The sequence below is a fragment of the Mycobacterium sp. genome, assembly GCF_051006775.1.
GTDB lineage: Bacteria > Actinomycetota > Actinomycetes > Mycobacteriales > Mycobacteriaceae > Mycobacterium.
The window spans coordinates 26,681-43,712 of record NZ_JBPCSX010000072.1; the positions used below are offsets into that span (position 1 = coordinate 26,681).

General features: G+C 65.0%; 13 protein-coding genes. 8 read left to right on the forward strand and 5 right to left on the reverse strand.

The window, feature by feature from the left end; translation table 11 throughout:
* The first annotated feature begins 118 nt into the window (after window positions 1-118).
* A complete protein-coding gene (locus ACR2JI_RS05660) occupies window positions 119-1,495 on the forward strand; it encodes an aspartate aminotransferase family protein (RefSeq protein ID WP_526388899.1) in 1,377 nt (458 codons plus the stop codon).
* A gap of 19 nt (window positions 1,496-1,514) precedes the next feature.
* Window positions 1,515-2,645: an ABC transporter ATP-binding protein gene (locus ACR2JI_RS05665; RefSeq protein WP_526388901.1), complete on the forward strand. Its 1,131-nt coding sequence runs from the start codon at window positions 1,515-1,517 to the stop codon at window positions 2,643-2,645.
* Between the two features lie 4 nt (window positions 2,646-2,649).
* On the opposite strand, the gene ACR2JI_RS05670 is transcribed toward ACR2JI_RS05665, so the two are convergent.
* The gene (locus tag ACR2JI_RS05670; protein WP_526388903.1) at window positions 2,650-3,321 is read right to left on the reverse strand and encodes a TetR/AcrR family transcriptional regulator; all 672 of its coding nucleotides are present in this window, start codon (window positions 3,319-3,321) and stop codon (window positions 2,650-2,652) included.
* A gap of 105 nt (window positions 3,322-3,426) precedes the next feature.
* Between ACR2JI_RS05670 and ACR2JI_RS05675 the strand changes: the two genes are divergently transcribed.
* A complete protein-coding gene (locus ACR2JI_RS05675; protein WP_526388905.1) occupies window positions 3,427-5,067 on the forward strand; it encodes a phytoene desaturase family protein in 1,641 nt (546 codons plus the stop codon).
* A 47-nt stretch (window positions 5,068-5,114) separates the two neighbouring features.
* On the forward strand, window positions 5,115-7,148 hold the full coding sequence (locus tag ACR2JI_RS05680) for an acetate--CoA ligase family protein (protein WP_526388907.1): 2,034 nt from the start codon (window positions 5,115-5,117) through the stop codon (window positions 7,146-7,148).
* Here the strand turns inward: ACR2JI_RS05680 and ACR2JI_RS05685 are convergent.
* Window positions 7,133-7,480 carry a cupin domain-containing protein gene (locus ACR2JI_RS05685; RefSeq protein ID WP_526388909.1) on the reverse strand — a complete coding sequence of 116 codons (348 nt, stop codon included), beginning with the start codon at window positions 7,478-7,480 and terminating at the stop codon, window positions 7,133-7,135. The genes ACR2JI_RS05680 and ACR2JI_RS05685 overlap by 16 nt on opposite strands.
* Before the next feature lie 98 nt (window positions 7,481-7,578).
* Between ACR2JI_RS05685 and ACR2JI_RS05690 the strand changes: the two genes are divergently transcribed.
* On the forward strand, window positions 7,579-8,754 hold the full coding sequence (locus ACR2JI_RS05690; protein WP_526388911.1) for an acyl-CoA dehydrogenase family protein: 1,176 nt from the start codon (window positions 7,579-7,581) through the stop codon (window positions 8,752-8,754).
* 16 nt (window positions 8,755-8,770) lie between these two features.
* Here ACR2JI_RS05690 and ACR2JI_RS05695 read toward each other — a convergent pair whose 3' ends face one another.
* The gene (locus tag ACR2JI_RS05695; RefSeq protein ID WP_526388913.1) at window positions 8,771-10,081 is read right to left on the reverse strand and encodes a flavin monoamine oxidase family protein; all 1,311 of its coding nucleotides are present in this window, start codon (window positions 10,079-10,081) and stop codon (window positions 8,771-8,773) included.
* A 78-nt stretch (window positions 10,082-10,159) separates the two neighbouring features.
* Between ACR2JI_RS05695 and ACR2JI_RS05700 the strand changes: the two genes are divergently transcribed.
* Window positions 10,160-12,628, forward strand: a complete 2,469-nt coding sequence (locus tag ACR2JI_RS05700) for an FAD-dependent oxidoreductase (RefSeq protein ID WP_526388915.1) — start codon at window positions 10,160-10,162, stop codon at window positions 12,626-12,628.
* 3 nt (window positions 12,629-12,631) lie between these two features.
* Here ACR2JI_RS05700 and ACR2JI_RS05705 read toward each other — a convergent pair whose 3' ends face one another.
* On the reverse strand, window positions 12,632-13,165 hold the full coding sequence (locus tag ACR2JI_RS05705; RefSeq protein ID WP_526388927.1) for a carboxymuconolactone decarboxylase family protein: 534 nt from the start codon (window positions 13,163-13,165) through the stop codon (window positions 12,632-12,634).
* A gap of 9 nt (window positions 13,166-13,174) precedes the next feature.
* Complete coding sequence (ramB, locus tag ACR2JI_RS05710; protein WP_526388917.1) at window positions 13,175-14,590, reverse strand: acetate metabolism transcriptional regulator RamB; 1,416 nt, start codon at window positions 14,588-14,590, stop codon at window positions 13,175-13,177.
* Between the two features lie 59 nt (window positions 14,591-14,649).
* Here ramB and ACR2JI_RS05715 point away from each other — a divergent pair, with 59 nt between their 5' ends.
* Together ACR2JI_RS05715 and aceA are read left to right on the forward strand one after the other, a co-directional pair.
* On the forward strand, window positions 14,650-15,456 hold the full coding sequence (locus tag ACR2JI_RS05715; protein ID WP_526388919.1) for an acyl-[acyl-carrier-protein] thioesterase: 807 nt from the start codon (window positions 14,650-14,652) through the stop codon (window positions 15,454-15,456).
* Between the two features lie 241 nt (window positions 15,457-15,697).
* Complete coding sequence (aceA, locus tag ACR2JI_RS05720; RefSeq protein WP_526388921.1) at window positions 15,698-16,984, forward strand: isocitrate lyase; 1,287 nt, start codon at window positions 15,698-15,700, stop codon at window positions 16,982-16,984.
* Window positions 16,985-17,032: the final 48 nt, after the last annotated feature.

A 17,032-nucleotide genomic window follows, 5' to 3' on the forward strand; every position in this document is an offset into this window, starting at 1 on the left:
GGTCATCTTCCTTGGCTTCTTGTCGGCGGCGGGACTCTGATCTAGACTGAACGCTCAGTCAGGAATTGTCCGGGCCACCTCTTCCCAGGTGGGCGGGACAATCGAGCGGAGGTTTCCCGTGGCATCGCCGGCTATCGACAGACCGGTCCGGGGCGACGTCGACGCCCTAATCGCCCATGAGGAGCAGGTGTTCCTGCTTCGGCAACCGCGCAGCACCGAACTCATCGCGCTGGCGGGCGGGCATCTGGCCGGCAGTGCCACATCGAACTGGCAGATCGCTCAACCACAGGCCGTGTGGATGAGCCATGGCGCTGGCTCCAAGGTCTACGACGTCGATGGCACCGAGTACGTCGACATGCACGGTGGGTACGGCGCGTCGATCGCCGGCCATGCGCATCCTGCGATTGTCGCCGCGGTCAGCGAGCGGGTCAGGCGTGGAACACATTTCGCCCAGCCCACCGAAGACGCCATCTGGAACGCGGGCGAGCTGGCCCGCCGCTTCGGGCTGCCGATGTGGCGCTTCGCCAACTCCGGTACCGAAGCCACCATGGATGCGGTGCACCTCGCTCGGTCGGTAACCGGACGTGACCTCGTCATCAAGGTCGAGGGCTGCTATCACGGCCATCACGACTCGGTGCAGGTGTCTGTTCTCCCGGAAGCCGACGAAGTCGGACCGCGCGACCATCCGACCCGGGTCCCGGGTAACAGCGGAATTCCTGCCGCGATCCGGGATCTGGTTGTCGTCGTGCCGTTCAACGATCCGGAAGCGGTTGCCCGGGCGCTGGCCGAGCACCGCGGTCAGATCGCGGGAATGATCATCGAGCCGGTGATGATGAACGCCGGCATCATCCCTCCCGATGACGGATACCTGGCCGCTATCCGGGAGTTGCTGCACGCCGCCGGAGCGCTGCTGATCTTCGACGAGGTCAAGACGGGCTTCACCACCGGCCCCGCCGGAGTTACAGGGTTGTCCGGCGTGACACCGGACATCGTCTGTCTGGCCAAGGCGCTGGGCGGCGGCATCTCCGTCGCGGCCATCGGAGGCACCACTGCGGTGATGTCGGCGATCGCCGACGGTCGCTACGAACAGGTGGGCACCTTCAACGGCAACCCGCTCGCGATGGCCGCTACCAGGGCCAATCTCTCCGAAGTGCTCACTCCGGATGGCTATGCGCAGATGGATCGCCTCGCGGCCCGGCTGCGGTCCAATCTTGAAGCCACCATCGCCGAGTATGGCTACGGCTGGCATGTTGTCAGCGTCGGAGCCAAGGGTTGCGTGACCTTTCGCGCCGAGCCGGTCCGGGAGTTCCGCGACTTCTTGGAGATCGATACCGACATCGGGCATCTGCACTGGCTGATGCAACACAATGGCGGCGTTTTCATGCCGCCATGGGGCAAGATCGAACAATGGTTGTTGTCCGTCCAGCACACCGATGCCGATGTGGATCGCTTTGCGGCGAACTTCTCGCGACTGGCATCAGCGGTAGCCGCCTGACGACCGCGCGGCGCAGCCGATGAGTGGCGGGGCGATCCGGCTCGACAAGCTGACCAAGGCGTACGACGGGGTTCCCGCCGTCTCCGGTATCGACCTCGATATCCCGGCGGGACAGTTCTACTCGCTGCTCGGCGCGTCAGGCTGCGGCAAGACCACAACGTTGAGGATGATCGCCGGGTTCGAGAGACCGGACTCCGGCCGTATCGAACTCGACGGGCGTGACGTGGTTTCCGACCCACCGCACAAGCGGCCGGTAAACACGGTGTTCCAGTCCTACGCACTATTCCCGTTCATGAGCGTGTGGGACAACGTCGCGTTCGGACTGCGCTATCACAAGGCCGCCAAGTCTGAGATCAAAGAACGGGTCGGCGCGGCCCTGGACCTGGTCCAGATGAACAACTTCTCCAAGCGGAAGCCGACGCAGTTGTCCGGCGGTCAGCAGCAGCGGGTGGCTCTGGCGCGTGCACTGGTGCTGCGGCCGCGGGTTCTGCTGCTCGACGAGCCGCTCGGCGCGCTTGATGCGAAGCTGCGTAAACGGCTCCAGCTGGAACTGCGAGCAGTGCAGCGCGAGGTTGGGATCACCTTCGTCTACGTGACTCACGACCAGGAAGAAGCGCTCACCATGAGCGATCAGATCGCGGTGCTGGCCGACGGGCGCGTGGAACAGGTGGGGCCGCCTCAGGAGATCTACGCCGCGCCGGCCACCACCTATGTTGCGGCATTCCTGGGCGCGGCGAACATCTTCGATGCCGACGTGCTCGAGAGCGGCGGCGGCCGGGCGGTGTGCGCGGCGATGTCCACCCGGCTCACCGCGGTTGTCGACGGCAGTTGCGCAGTGGGTTCGGCGGCGATCGTGATCCGGCCCGAACGGATCGCGGTGCAGCAGCCAGACCAGCCGGTGCCTGCGGGCTGCAACGTCATCGGCGGTACCGTGGCCGAAGTGGTGTATCTCGGGGCTTCGACCCAGGTCCACGTCGACGTCGGCGAGTCCGCCGCACTGGTGGTCGACGTTCCCAATCATTCCGGTCCGCAGTCCGTGGGTTATCAGCCCGGGATGGCCGTGAGTTGTGTCTGTGCGCCCGAAGCGGTTCGGGTGCTGGACCGCAGTCCCGCGTCAGCGTCCCCGGCACCGGCCGCAGAAACCGACTGAGGATTTACCGACCGGATCCGCGCCTGCCATCCGGTCCGGACAGCGACCTGGGTCGGGTGCGGCGCCGTTCGGCGGGAAGGTTCAGTTCGCGTTCGGCGAATCGCATCGCGATGTCATAGGCGACCTTGGAGTTCACTTCCGGATCATCGAGTGCGACCTGAATCGACAAACCATCAAGCAGTGCCGAGAACTCGAGTGCGAACATCGAGGAATCGACCTTGCCGGAGATGTCATCCGATTCGATCGCATCGACGATCATCCGGCGCCACCGAGCGTCACGTTCCACGCGGCCGACCTTGACCTCCTCATGCCGGAAGGCCTGAACCCATAGGTCGAACCACAGGCCCCATGCGCCGGGTATCTCATCGTCGCGAGATGGAATGCAGGTCCACTCGATCAGCAGTGAAATCCGCTCGCGCACGGATGTGACGTCGGCGAGCATCTGCTCAGCCGCCTCATAGAAGGACTCCTCGGAGTAGCGCAGGGCGTCCACGAGGAGACGGTCCCGGGTTCCGAAGTAATAGATCACCAACGCCGAACTGACACCCGCGCGTTTGGCGACATCGGAAATCCTGGTTTCGGAGAAGCCGCGTTCGCAGATGAGCTCGGTCGCCGCGCGTAACATCTGGATGCGCCGAGCCTCGTTGTTCTCGGTCGCGGGCGCGGGTTCGGCCATGTGATCGTGCTCCCCGGTGGACGCTTGCTCTTGATGGCGAGTCTAACACTTGGTTAGATTGAACAGTCAGTCAAGATATCTGAGCTCAACGGAAGCGGGGCACTCATGTCCAACACCTACGACGCGATCGTCATCGGTGGCGGTCACAACGGGTTGGTGTCGGCGGCCTATCTCGCCCGCTCGGGAGCACGGACGCTGGTGCTGGAATCGCGGGCGTCGCTCGGCGGTGCGGCGACCACCGAATCGCCGTGGGAAGACGCTCCGCATCTTCGTGTCACCCGGTTGTCTTACGTCATGAGCCTCATGCCGCCCACCATCGTGCGCGATCTGAGTCTGGACCGACACGGGTACAAGGTGCACCCGATGGGTCCGTACTACCAGGCCTTCCCGGAGGGCGGATCGCTGACGCTCTATGAGGACCCGGCCCGCACACATGAGGAGATCGCCAAGTGGTCGAAGAAGGATGCCGATAACTACCCCAGGTGGAACGCCTGGCTCGAAGGGCTCGGCGAATTTCTCGGGCCGCTTTTGACGCAGGTCCCGCCGAAGGTCGGCTCGCGTCGCCCGTCGGATTTGGTCGAGTTGGCCAAGCTGGCGTGGAGCAAGCGTGACATCACGGTTCGCAGTACCGCTGATGTCACCCGGCTGCTGACCATGAGCGTCGCCGACCTTCTCGATGACTGGTTCGAGTCCCCTCAGCTCAAGGGCTCACTCGCAGTCAACGGCGTTATCGGAACCTGGGCCGGCCCCTATGAGCCCGGAACCGCCTACGTCATGGCACACCACTCGATCGGTGACGTCGGCGACGGTCAGATGGGCAGCTGGGGCTATCCCGAGGGCGGCATGGGCGCGGTGTCAGAGGCCATCGCCCGCGCGGCCCGCAGCTTCGGCGTCGAGATCCGCACCAAGACGCGGGTGTCGAAAGTGTTGGTACGCAATGGCCGGGTTCAGGGCGTCGCGCTCGAGAACGGCGACGAGATCGTCGCCCCGATGGTGGTGACCACGCTGCATCCCCGTACCGCTTTCCTGGACCAGATCCCGCGTCAGGAACTGCCCGAGGACTTCGTCAACGATATCGAGCATTGGAAGACCCGCAGCGGTGTGGTGAAGATCAACCTGGCACTGGGCGAGCTACCGAGCTTCACCGCCAATCCCAGCCGCGGACATGCGGAGCACCTCACAGGTTCGGTCGAGATGGCGCCGTCGATGGAGTTCATCGAGGCCGCGTTCCAGGACGCCAGGCTCGGCCGTCCCTCGTTAGCTCCGTTCAGCGACAGCGTCATCCCCACCACCTTGGACAAGACGCTCAATCCCGATGGCACTCATATCATGTCGCTGTTCTCCCAATGGGTGCCCGCCGATTGGGCCGAGGCGCCGCATACCGAGGAACTCGAGGCATACGCAGACCGGCTGATCGACCTATACGACCAGTTGGCGCCGGGCTTCAAGGGTTCGATCACACATCGCGATATTGTCGGTCCGCACGAGATGGAAGTGGAGTACGGCCTGATCGGCGGCAACATCTTCCACGGCGAACTCTCATTGGAGCAGCTGTTCCATATGCGGCCGGCACCCGGATTCGCCGATTACCGCACCCCGATTGCCGGCCTCTACAACGGAAGTTCGGCCACCCACGCCGGGGGCGGGGTATGCGGAATTCCCGGTTGGCAGGCCGCCCGTGCCGCCCTCGCCGACAAGAAGCGTGGCAGACGAAAAGTTCTCTCCGCACTGGGCGGGCGCTCCTGACCGGGACGGCTCCCGCGGGCCGACTGCGGGGGGCAGCGGTGGATGCGATGCTCGGCGCACGATCGGTGGCGATAGTTGGGGCCAGTCCGCGACCGGACAGCTTCGGCGCACGGATGATCATCGAAGGGAAACGCAGTTCTGCGCGGATGCATCTGGTGAATCCCCGTTACGACCGGATCGACGGTGTGGTCTGCGCGCCATCGCTGGCCGCGCTCGACGACGAGGTGGATCTGGTGCTGCTGGGTGTACCCGACCCGGCACTGCTCGGTGAATTGCAGGCCGCGGCAGCCTCCGGAGTACGCGGGGCCGTGGTGTTCGGGTCCGCGCATGTGCCCGGGCTCCGCGAGGATCTCGCCGCAACCGCTGCGGCGGCAGGTATGGCGCTCTGCGGTGCGGGGTGCATGGGGTTCATCAACAACGTGACCGGGTTGCGGGCGCTGGGTTATCTGGAACCCCATCCCCTTGCCGCCGGCGGGGTCGCACTGATCACCCACTCGGGATCGGCGTTTTCGACCCTGCTGCGCGCGAACCGGGGCTTCGGCTTCCGGCTGGCGGTCTCCTCTGGCCAGGAACTTGTCACCGGCACCGCCGACTATGTCGACTATGCCCTCGACGACCCCCAGACCACGCTCATCGCACTGCTGCTCGAAACACCACGCGCGGTGGGCACACTGCGCGCTACCCTGCGCCGCGCCGCCGAACAGGAGGTGCCCGTGGTGATTTTGCCCGTCGGCCACTCCCCGCGGGGTCGCGAGATGGTGGCCGCGCACTCCGGCGCACTGGCCGGGGATGACATCGGGTGGCAGGCTTTCTGCGCACAGACCGGGGCGGTACGGGTGCGCGATATGGCCGAGCTATGCGACACCATCGAGCTGTTCGAGGCCGGCCGACGACGGCGACCAGGCTCGCACGGTATCGCCACCGTGCACGATTCCGGTGCCGAACGTGCGCTGTGCGCTGATCTGGCACACGATCTGGGGGTCGAGTTCGCCGCGCTGGGCGAAACCACGCTGGCCACACTTACCGATCGGCTTGACGAAGGACTGATCGCCACCAATCCACTGGACCTCTGGGGTACCGGCGCCGACACCCGGACCCTGTTCGGCAGCAGTCTCAAGGCGATTGTGGATGACCCGGTGGTCGCGGTGACCGCGTTGGCCGTCGATCTCGTCAGTGAATTCGACGGTGACACCGCCTACCCCGACGCCATTATCGACGTGGCGGCCAGTACCGATGCGCCGATCGCCGTGCTCGCCTCGGTGCCCTCTGCGATTGACTTGGCCACCGCAGAACGCCTGCGCGGCAACGGTATTGCGGTGCTCGACAATGCCCGCAGCGGTATCGCTGCACTCGGCCATCTGGCCACATGGCCACTTGACGCCAGTGCTCCCGCGGCGGCAATCGACATCGATCGCCGGCACCGCTGGTCGTCGCGTCTGAGTGCCCCTGATTGGAACGCGCACGAGGCGTTCGCGCTTCTGGCCGACTACGGCATCGCGGTCGCGGCCTCCGGCGTAGCTGACGATGTCGACAAGGTTCACTCGGTGGCACAACGGGTCGGCTATCCGGTGGCGCTGAAGACCCTCGGAGCCGACCACAAGAGCGACGTTGGCGGGGTGGTGCTCGGGATTGCCGATGCGGCGGCGTTGGGTGAGGCCTACCGGTCGATGGCCCACCGACTCGGCGCGGGCGTCAGCGTGCATGCCATGGCCCGGGCCGGCGTCGAGGTCTCCGTCGGTGTGGTGCGCGACGCCAACTTCGGTCCGCTGATCGTAGTGGCCGCCGGCGGAACGATGGTCGAGTTACTCGCCGACCGTGCCGTCGCCTGCCCTCCGGTCAGGTCAGTCGAAGCCGTGCGCATGCTGCGGTCGCTGCGTATCGCGAAGTTGCTGGCCGGTTGGCGTGGTTCACCACCTGTCGACACCCACGCGCTGGCTGCCGTCATCGTCGGATTCTCCCAACTGGCAACCGAACTCGGCGATGTCCTCGACGCGGTCGAGGCCAACCCGGTCATCGCCTCACCCACCGGAGCGATCGCCGTGGACGCCCTGGTGATCCCGCGGGATCAGAAGATCGAATAGACCTTGCGGACGGTCTCGTGGATATCCCAGGTTCCCGACCATCCGAGCGGGAAGACGGCGATATCGCCGACGCCGATCTCCCTGGGCTGACCACCGTCCGGTGTCACCGTCATCCGGCCGGCCACGAGGTAGATGACCTCATTGGTGTCCAGCACCCAGTGCGACGGGCCGGGGGCGCACTGCCAGATCCCGGCGGACGCGGTGCCCTGGGCCCAGAGCTCGACCCCGTGGGTCGCCATCGGCGATCCGGTGGCCTCCTCCAGTGGGCCCCAGTCCTCCAATTCGGCATGGACGGCGTCGGCGAGGACGGGGGTGGTGACAGCTTCACTCATCGGGTAATCCTTAGTTGTCGGCGCTGACGAAACTGGTGACGCCACCAGACCGTGACATAGACTGAATGCTCAGTCAATAGGAGTGGAGAGCGCGGCCGATGTACGGGTTGACAGCCGAGGACATAGAGATCCGGGATAGGGCCAAAGCATTCGTCGACAGCCTGATCCCCTACGAAGTCGAGGCCGAGATGGCGGGCGGCTACCTTCCCGAGGATCTTGCCGACCAGCATCATCGTCGCGCGATAGAACTGGGCCTGTATGCCACCAATATGCCTGCGTCGGTAGGCGGACCGGGATTCACTGCCCTGCAACAGGTTCTGGTGCAGGAGCAGACTGGCCGGGCCACCAACGCGCTGGCCTGGGTGATGCACACCCCGCCGCAGTGGTGGGCCGACGTCGCCACCGACTATCAGCGGCAGCGCTGGTTGCTTCCGGCTGTTCGGGGTGAGAAACACGAGGCTTACGCGATCACCGAGGAGTTCGCCGGCTCCGATGTCTCGGCACTGCAGACCACTGCCCGCCGAGACGGGGACGACTACCTCATCAACGGTGTGAAGTGGCATGTCACCTCCTACAACCTCGCCGATTACATGTTCGTCCAGGCCCGTCTCGACGGTGGCGATCACGACGGCGACCATGTCCTGCTGGTGGTCGACCTGCCCTGGCCCGGCGTTGAGGTGGTGCGAAGTCCGAAGTACACCCACAACATCGCTGACGAGCATCCGATCGTGTCGTTCACCGATGTGCGTGTGCCGGCAACGCATCTGGTCGGGGCTGAGGGCGAGGGAATGACCTTCACCCAGGACTGGTTCCGGTTCGAGCGGATCATGGTCTCCTCGCGCTGCGTGGGAGCCGCGCAACGCCTGGTCGATGAGATGACAGCATTCGCCCGCGAACGGATCGTGGACGGTAAGCCACTCGGCGAACACCAACTCGTCGCCGGCATGCTGGCCGACAGTGCCACCGAACTGTTCGCCGCACGCAGCCTGCTCTATGAGGTGGCCCGTGGAATCGATGCCGGACTTGATCGCAAGGCGCTGCACTCCCAGGCGTCGATGGCCAAGCTGTACTGCTCGGAGATGGCCGGGCGGGTTGCCGACCGTGCCGTGCAGGTCTTCGGCGGCCGCGGCTACATGCGTGAGAACGTTGCCGAGCGGATGTTCCGGGAGCTACGGGTCGAACGGATCTGGGAGGGTGCCAGCGAGATTCAGCGGATCATCATCGGTCGGCAACTCATGCTCCGCGGACCACAGGCGGTGCTCGATCCGCGCTGAGCGCCGCGAGGTGTGACTAGCGTCGCGCGGGCAGCGCCGCGTCGACGGCCGCAGCGGCCATGTGACCCGACTCGATGGCCCCGTCGACCCAGCCCGACCAGACCCCGGTGAAGTCTGCCCCTGCCAGGTGTACTGCGCCCCAACTGCTTTCGACCCGGCCATGGGTGGGTGGCTGGCCCGGGCGCAGGGCCAACCAGGTTCCCTTAGAGAACGGATCCTCGATCCAGTCGTGGCCGTAGACCTCCTCGACGGTGACGCCCAGACCGAGCCGGTCGAGTCCCGCCTGCAGTAGATCGGGCCGGTCGACGGCCAAGTCTGGAGCCAGACCGAAGGATGCCATGACGGTGCGTTCACCACCCGGTTCGGCGACAGTGCCCTTCACGGTGCACTCGACAACCCCCGGCCAGCCCATCGCGAACACATGCCGCGCGTCGGCCAACTTCGACCAGACCTTGACGCACCGACCGGTATGGCCATCGCGGACCAGCTGGGCGAGGGCCGGCGGAAGGCCTGGCGTGAAATCGATGTCACCCAGGGTGTTCAGCGGGGCGGCCAGGATCACCCTGCGGGCCGAGTAGCGCTTTCCGGTGGCGGTGGACACCTCCACGCGGTCGGCTAGCTCGGTCACCGAGGTGACCGGCTCGCCGAGGCGGATATGACCGGAAATCTCGGCGGCGACACGCTCGGCCAGACCCCCACTGCCGATATCGACGCGCGCCAGGGAGGCGAAGAAGGAGTAGTCCGGGTTGTGGTCGAAGCCCGCGATCTCGCGGAGGTAGACCAGGGCCGAGAACTCTTCGGGCAGGGCGCCGGTGAGGGTGTAGGACTGGGCCCGAAGCAGATCCGCGATGGCCGGTGGCGCATCGAGTTTGGCCAGGTACTCCGTGAACGGGATGTCGAGATCAGCGGTACTGGATTGGGTAAAGCCCTCGGCGAAGACCACCGGGGCGATATCGGCGCGCAATCGATTGAGGACTTCTTCCAACTCGTTCATGTCGATCAGACCATCAGGTTCGTCGCCGTCTGAGTGCCTGCCGTCGAGGAACCATCGGCTGGCGCCGCCTTTGTCGGCTTCGACGAACGTCGCGCCGTACCGGGCCACCTCTGCTGCCATGAAATGGTGTCGCGCCGGATCGAACCACTCCGCGCCGAGGTCGATCACCACGTCGGTCCCGGGGAAGGTTGAGGAGTAGGTGCGTCCGCCCGGCCGGTCCCGGGCCTCCAGGAGCGCCACACTTCGGCCCGCTTCGATGAGGTCGCGGGCGGCCACCAATCCGGCGAAGCCCGCACCGATCACGACGACGTCGAAGATTTCAGATTCGCCCATTGCCGAATTGTGTCACGCTGACTGAATGCTCAGACACAAGTTCGCTCAGTTGGAGAATGACGGTCAAGGCATCGCGCGGTGAGCGGTCTCGACAAGGATCTGCCCGCGCGCGCACGGGTGGTGATCGTGGGCGGCGGGGTGACCGGGTGCAGCATCGCCTACCACCTGGCGCATCTTGGTTGGACCGACATTGTGCTGGTCGAACAGCACGAACTCACCGCCGGCACGACCTGGCACGCCGCCGGCCTGATCACCTCTGCTGGAATGACCGACGAGACCGCGCTCTTCTTCAGCCGGTACTCGCGGGATCTCTATGAGCGCCTCGAGCGGGAGACCGGACACTCCACCGGGTTCAACCCGGTCGGCCACGTCAGCCTGGCCACCACCCCGCAACGTCTGGAGGCGCTTCGCCGGTCATCGGCATGGATGCACGGGTTCGGCGTTACCGAGCATGAGATCACGGCACGCGAACTGCAGGACATGTGGCCGCTGCTGGACACATCCGATGTGCTCGCCGGGTTCTACGTGCCTGATGAGGGTCGGGCCGATCCGGTCGGTGTCGCCACCTCGATGGCCAAGGGCGCCAAGGCGCTGGGTGCACGTGTCATCGAAGGCGTCACCGTCACCGGCGTCGAGACCAAACGAGGTCGGGTGACCGCGGTGCTGACCGAACAGGGCCGCATCGAGACAGAGATCGTCGTGAACGCCGCCGGCATGTGGGCGCGGCAACTGGGTGCGCGCAATGATGTCTGCATCCCGTTGCAGGCGGCCGAGCACTACTACCTCATCACCGATGCGGTCCCGGGCATGGACAAGGACCTCGCTGTGATCGAGGATCCGGAGCGTTACGGCTACTACCGGCCGGAGGGCGACGGCATGCTCGTCGGTCTGTTCGAACCGGTCGGCGCACCATGGTCGCTGGACGGTGTGCCCGACGGTTTCGCCTTCGGCACCATGCCGCCGGACTGGGAGCGCCTGGGCCCCTATCTGGGTTCCGCCCTCGAGCGCATTCCCTGCCTCTCGGAGGTCGGAGTCCGGTTGTTCTTCTGCGGCCCGGAATCCTTCACCCCGGATATCCGGCCGATGCTCGGACCCGCTCCGGAACTGGACGGCTACTTCGTAGCGGCCGGAATGAACTCGCTGGGCATCCTGATGGGCGGCGGCATCGGAAACGTCATGGCGCACTGGATCGTCGACGGCGTGCCACCGGTGGACGTCACCGGTTACGCCATCGACCGGGCCGCCACCCACGAGACGTCCCGGCGCTTCCGGGCCGAACGCACCGTCGAGCAACTCGGCGTGCTGTTTGGTGATGCGGTGTGGCCGGCATGGAAGCCGGGCTCGGCGCGCAATGTGCGCCGTTCGGTGATCCATGATCGTCTGGTGGCCGCGGGCGGGCACTTCAACGCCTCGGTGGGCTGGGAGTTCGCCGAGTGGTATGACACCGACGGAACGCATCCGGCGACCACCCTGGACTTCGCCAGGCAGGCCAGTTTCGACATCGTGGGCCGTGAGCACCGGGCGGTGCGCGAAGACGTTGGTGTCCTGGATATGAGCTTGATGGCGAAGTTCCTCGTACAGGGACCCGACGCGGCACGAGTTCTCGACCGGCTGTCGGTCAGCCTCATCGACCGTGAGATCGGGCGACTGGTCTACACGCAATGGCTCAACCCCGCCGGCGGAATCGCCACCGACCTGACGGTCACCCGTCTCGGTGAGGAGAAGTTCCTCGTCGTGACCTCCGATCTGATCCATCGTCGCGTCGAACCCATGATCCGCCGTGAGACGGGTGCCGGGGAGGTCGTCGTCGTCACCGAAATCACCTCTGGCACGACGCTGCTGTCGGTGCAGGGGCCGAAATCACGCGACCTGCTTTCCCGGCTCACCGACGCCGACCTGTCGAACTCGGCATTTCCGTATCTGTCGGCCAGGCACATCCACGTCGGCTACGCACCGGTGCTGGCCGCACGGGTCACATATCTCGGCGAGCTGGGCTGGGAGTTGCACATCCCAACTGAATACGCCGTCGGTGTTTACGACGAATTGAGCTCCGCCGGTGCGGATTTGGGGCTGAGGCCGGTCGGACTCGCTGCGATGTCGAGTCTGCGCCTGGAGAAGGGCTACCGCGACCTCGGCGTAGACATCGACAACACTGATAACCCGATCGAGGCCGGGTTGGGGTTCACCATCGCGTGGGATAAGCCGGGCGGATTCGTCGGCCGCGACGCCCTGCTGGAGTTCAAGGCCACGGGCACCCCGCGCAACCGCGTCGTCAGCCTGCTGGTGGAGGATGCCGGAGCCGACCTGTTCGGCAACGAGCCGGTGCTGGTCGACGGCAGATGGGTCGGCTACGTCCGGGCCGCTGCCTACGGATACACCCTCGGCGGGCCGGTGGGCTTGGCGCAGGTGTCCCATGATGGTGGGGTCACCGCGGACTGGCTGCGTGAGCAGTCGTTCACGGTTCGTACCCCGCACGGCGATCTTCCCGCCCGGCTGCAGATGCAGCCTTTCTACGATCCGGCGCGAGCCCGGATTCTCGACGAGTGACGATCAGTCCGGAAAGTCCATGGGAACGCGCAGGGTTGTCAGAATCGCGGCAATAGCGTCGTAATTGCCCGCCAGGGCGCAGAACTCGATGATCTGCTGTTTGCTCAGATGCTTCGACAGCGCAGCCCAGGTCGCGTCGGACATATCTCGATTGAGGACGAAATCATCCACGGCCGTCAGCATCGCGCGCTGCCGGTCGGTCAGCCCATCAGCGCTCGGCCCGGCGAAGATCCTCTGCTGCAGGACGTTGTCCACTCCGCGGGAGCGGCCCAGTCGGCGGTGCTGCTGCAGTTCGTACTCCGAATTACGCAGATGGCCCACGCGGAGAATCACCAGTTCCTTCTCCGGTTTGGACAACGTACCGCGACCCAGGAGATACCCGGCGTAGGGCAGGAAGACCAACAGAAGGTGCCGATGCTGACCCAGTGTGGTGAAAAGGTGGAATTCCGGCGCCCGAATGGATCGGGCACCGATCTTGGCGATAATCCAGTTCAGCAGACCGAGTTCCCGACGGTCTCCGGGCGGAATACGTTGCATCCCGGTCATTTACGATTCTTTCACCAGATAGGGCGACACCGTACTGCGGTGTTCGTCCAGATCCAGCGCACGGCCCAGTGCCGGGAATGCGCGCTGCGGGCAGTTGTCCCGTTCGCAGAACCGGCAGCCTGATCCGATCGGCGTCGCACTGGCGGCCGACAGGTCCAGGCCGGTGGAGTACACCAACCGACTTGCGTGGCGTACCTCGCAGCCCAGTCCGATGGCGAAGGTTTTGCCGGGCTGTCCATAGCGGGAGGCTCGGCGTTCGACGGTCCGCGCCACCCACATATAGCTGCGGCCATCCGGCATCTCCGCGATCTGGACCAGAATCTTGCCTGGATTGGCGAAGGTCTCATAGACGTTCCATAACGGGCAGGTTCCGCCGGCCGATGAAAAGTGAAAACCGGTGGCAGACTGCCTTTTCGACATATTGCCGGCCCGGTCCACCCGGACGAAGGAGAACGGAACCCCGCGCATTGATGGCCGCTGCAGGGTTGACAGCCGATGGCAGATGGTTTCGTAGCTGACCTGATAGAACGCCGAGAGTCGCTCGATGTCGTAGCCGAAATTCTCGCTTGCATCGTGGAATTGGCGATAGGGGAGCACCGCGGCGGCCGCGAAGTAGTTGGCCAGTCCGAGCCGCGCGAGCTTACGTGACTCCTCGCTGGTGAACTTTCCGCCGGTGACCATCTGGTCGATCAGGTCCCCGACTTCGAGATAGGCCAACTCAGTGGCCATTCTGAACACCCGCTGACCTGCCGACAGGTTCGTACTGATCTCCATGGTCCGGCTATCCGGGTGGTAGCGATGCAGCACCGTGTCGCCGAGATCGATCCGCCTGGTGATGTGCACGCCGTGCACCTCGGTCAGGCGTCTGGACAGCTCGCCGGCCAACTCGCCGCGGTGCATCCGCATCCGGGCGGTGAGATCCTCGGCGGCGGTATCGAGTTCATGCAGGTAATTCTGTCGCTGGTAGAAGTAGTCCCGCACCTCTTCATGCGGCATCGTGATCGAGCCGCTGCCACTGCCGTCGTTGAACCTGTCCTCGGTCGCCTCAGCCAGACGTGCGGTGGTGTTCCGGTAGCGCCGATGCAGGTTCACCATCGCCCTGGCGATCGCCGGGTGCCCGTTGACCATCTCGGCGAGTTCAGTCGGGTCGACCTCAGCGTCGAGATCGCGGTCGAACATCACCTCCCGCAGTTCTGCCACCAGTCGGGTGTCATCCTGGGAGGCGAAGAAGGTCGCGTCCACGCCGAACACCTCGGTGATGCGCAGCAGCACCGCTACGGTGAGCGGCCGCACGTCATGCTCGATCTGGTTGAGATAGCTCGGTGAGATCTCCAGCATCTGCGCCAGCGCGGCTTGGCTGAAACCACGCTCGCTTCGCAACTGGCGGACCCGCGATCCCACAAAGGTCTTGGGCATCCCGTCAGCGTACCGACGTGCGAAGAGCGTATTCGCAGGGTTGGCTATGATCGGCCCTCATGGGTATCGACAGCGGACTGGCCAAGGTTCTGATGCCGGTACCTGATCCGAACCCTGATGTGTTCGAACGCCAGTGGCCGTTGCGGCCGGCCGATGTCGACCGGCTCGGCCGGCTGCGCATGGACGCCGCACTTCGCCACATTCAGGACATCGGTCAGGATCAGCTGCGCGAGATGGGCCACAACGACACCCACCCGTTGTGGATCGTGCGCCGGGCCATGGTCGACATGATCGAGCCCATCGAGTTCCAGGACACACTGCGGTTGCGCCGGTGGTGTTCGGGAGCCTCTAATCGGTGGTGCGAGATGCGCGTGCGCATCGATGGCCGCCGGGGAGGGCTGATCGAGACCGAGGCTTTCTGGATAAACTTCAACCGCGAAACCCAGGGGCCCGCTCGCATCGCCGACGACTTCATGGAAGGTCTACTCAGGACCACTGACGTTGATCGGCTGCGGTGGAAGTCCTACCTGAAAGCAGGATCCCGCGAAACCGCCGACGAGATCCGCGAGTTTCCGATACGGGTCAGCGATATCGACTTTTTCGACCACGTCAACAACTCGGTCTATTGGAAAGTGGTCGAGGAGTTCCTGGCCCCGCACCCCGAACTTCTTGAGGCTCCGCTGCGCGTCACCATCGAGCATGACGCGGCCGTTGCCTACGGGGCGAAGCTGGAGATCCTCTATCACGTGTACCCGCCGGGTTCGACCGACAAGTTCGGCCCCGCACTGACTGACCGCACGGTGAGAACGCTCACATACCTGGTCGGCGACGCGACTAAGGCCGTCGCGGCGATCTTCCCGCTCTGATTTCCGCATGCCCCCGGCCCACCGCGGCTGAGCTGCCGCAATTAAGTTACCGGCTGGTAGCTGGCGAGTCGGATGCCAGCCCGATCTTCGCAATATTTGCAAGTTAACCGGGTTCCATTGCCGAGATTGGCAAGCTGCGATGGTTTGACCTGCGAATATTGACTGTGAAATCGTCCGGTTAGCACCCCAGCGAAGGTGTCTGTGCATTAGCAGACCTGGGCGACGAAAAAGGAGAAGTTCAATGTCGAACGTCGGTAAGCCGAAGAACGCCGCGGACATCCAGCGTGATTGGGACACCAACCCCCGTTGGAAGGGCATCACGCGGACCTACTCCGCCGCCGACGTCGTCGCTCTGCAGGGCTCCGTGGTCGAGGAGCAGACCCTGGCCCGCCGCGGCGCCGAGGTCCTCTGGCGCCAGCTCCACGATATGGACTTCGTCAACGCCCTCGGAGCACTGACCGGCAATATGGCCGTCCAGCAGGTGCGCGGTGGACTCAAGGCCATCTACCTGTCCGGCTGGCAGGTCGCCGGTGACGCCAACCTGTCCGGGCACACCTACCCCGACCAGAGCCTCTACCCGGCCAACTCGGTCCCGCAGGTCGTCCGCCGGATCAATAACGCGCTGCTGCGCGCCGACGAGATCGCCAAGGTTGAGGGGGACACCTCGATCGACAACTGGCTGGTGCCGATCGTGGCCGACGGCGAGGCCGGCTTCGGCGGCGCGCTGAACGTCTATGAGCTGCAGAAGGCGATGATCGCCGCCGGTGTCGCCGGTTCGCACTGGGAAGACCAGCTCGCCTCGGAGAAGAAGTGCGGCCACCTCGGTGGCAAGGTGCTCATCCCGACCCAGCAGCACATCCGGACCCTGACCTCGGCCCGCCTCGCCGCCGACGTCGCCGACGTCCCGACCGTGGTCATTGCCCGGACCGACGCCGAGGCCGCCACACTGATCACCTCCGACGTCGACGAGCGCGATCAGCCGTTCGTCACCGGTGAGCGCACCTCCGAGGGCTTCTTCCGGATCCGCAACGGCCTGGAGCCCTGCATCGCCCGCGCGAAGTCGTACGCCCCCTACTCCGACCTGATCTGGATGGAGACCGGCACCCCCGACCTGGAGCTGGCGAAGAAATTCGCCGAGGGCGTCAAGAGCGAGTTCCCCGACCAGATGCTGGCCTACAACTGCTCACCGTCGTTCAACTGGAAGCAGCACCTCGACGACGCCACCATCGCGAAGTTCCAGAAGGAACTCGGCGCCATGGGCTTAAAATTCCAGTTCATCACGCTGGCCGGCTTCCACGCCCTGAACTACTCGATGTTCGATCTGGCCTACGGTTACGCCCGCAACCAGATGAGCGCCTACGTCGAGCTGCAGGAGCGTGAGTTCGCCGCTGAAAAGCGCGGATACACCGCGACCAAGCATCAGCGCGAGGTGGGCGCCGGCTACTTCGACAAGATCGCCACCACAGTCGATCCGACCTCGTCGACCACCGCGCTCGCGGGCTCGACTGAAGAGGGCCAGTTCCACTAGGACGTCGAGGACCCCGCCCGGTTCGCCGGGCGGGGTCCTTCCCTATCC

What these genes read in the sequence shown, in the direction of transcription:
- ACR2JI_RS05665 (WP_526388901.1), top strand. Translation starts at nt 1,515, where the DNA reads ATGAGTGGCGGGGCGATCCGGCTCGACAAGCTGACCAAGGCGTACGAC.
- ACR2JI_RS05670 (WP_526388903.1), bottom strand. Translation starts at nt 3,321, where the DNA reads ATGGCCGAACCCGCGCCCGCGACCGAGAACAACGAGGCTCGGCGCATC.
- ACR2JI_RS05675 (WP_526388905.1), top strand. Translation starts at nt 3,427, where the DNA reads ATGTCCAACACCTACGACGCGATCGTCATCGGTGGCGGTCACAACGGG.
- ACR2JI_RS05680 (WP_526388907.1), top strand. Translation starts at nt 5,115, where the DNA reads ATGCTCGGCGCACGATCGGTGGCGATAGTTGGGGCCAGTCCGCGACCG.
- ACR2JI_RS05685 (WP_526388909.1), bottom strand. Translation starts at nt 7,480, where the DNA reads ATGAGTGAAGCTGTCACCACCCCCGTCCTCGCCGACGCCGTCCATGCC.
- ACR2JI_RS05690 (WP_526388911.1), top strand. Translation starts at nt 7,579, where the DNA reads ATGTACGGGTTGACAGCCGAGGACATAGAGATCCGGGATAGGGCCAAA.
- ACR2JI_RS05695 (WP_526388913.1), bottom strand. Translation starts at nt 10,081, where the DNA reads ATGGGCGAATCTGAAATCTTCGACGTCGTCGTGATCGGTGCGGGCTTC.
- ACR2JI_RS05705 (WP_526388927.1), bottom strand. Translation starts at nt 13,165, where the DNA reads ATGCAACGTATTCCGCCCGGAGACCGTCGGGAACTCGGTCTGCTGAAC.
- ramB (WP_526388917.1), bottom strand. Translation starts at nt 14,590, where the DNA reads ATGCCCAAGACCTTTGTGGGATCGCGGGTCCGCCAGTTGCGAAGCGAG.
- ACR2JI_RS05715 (WP_526388919.1), top strand. Translation starts at nt 14,650, where the DNA reads ATGGGTATCGACAGCGGACTGGCCAAGGTTCTGATGCCGGTACCTGAT.
- aceA (WP_526388921.1), top strand. Translation starts at nt 15,698, where the DNA reads ATGTCGAACGTCGGTAAGCCGAAGAACGCCGCGGACATCCAGCGTGAT.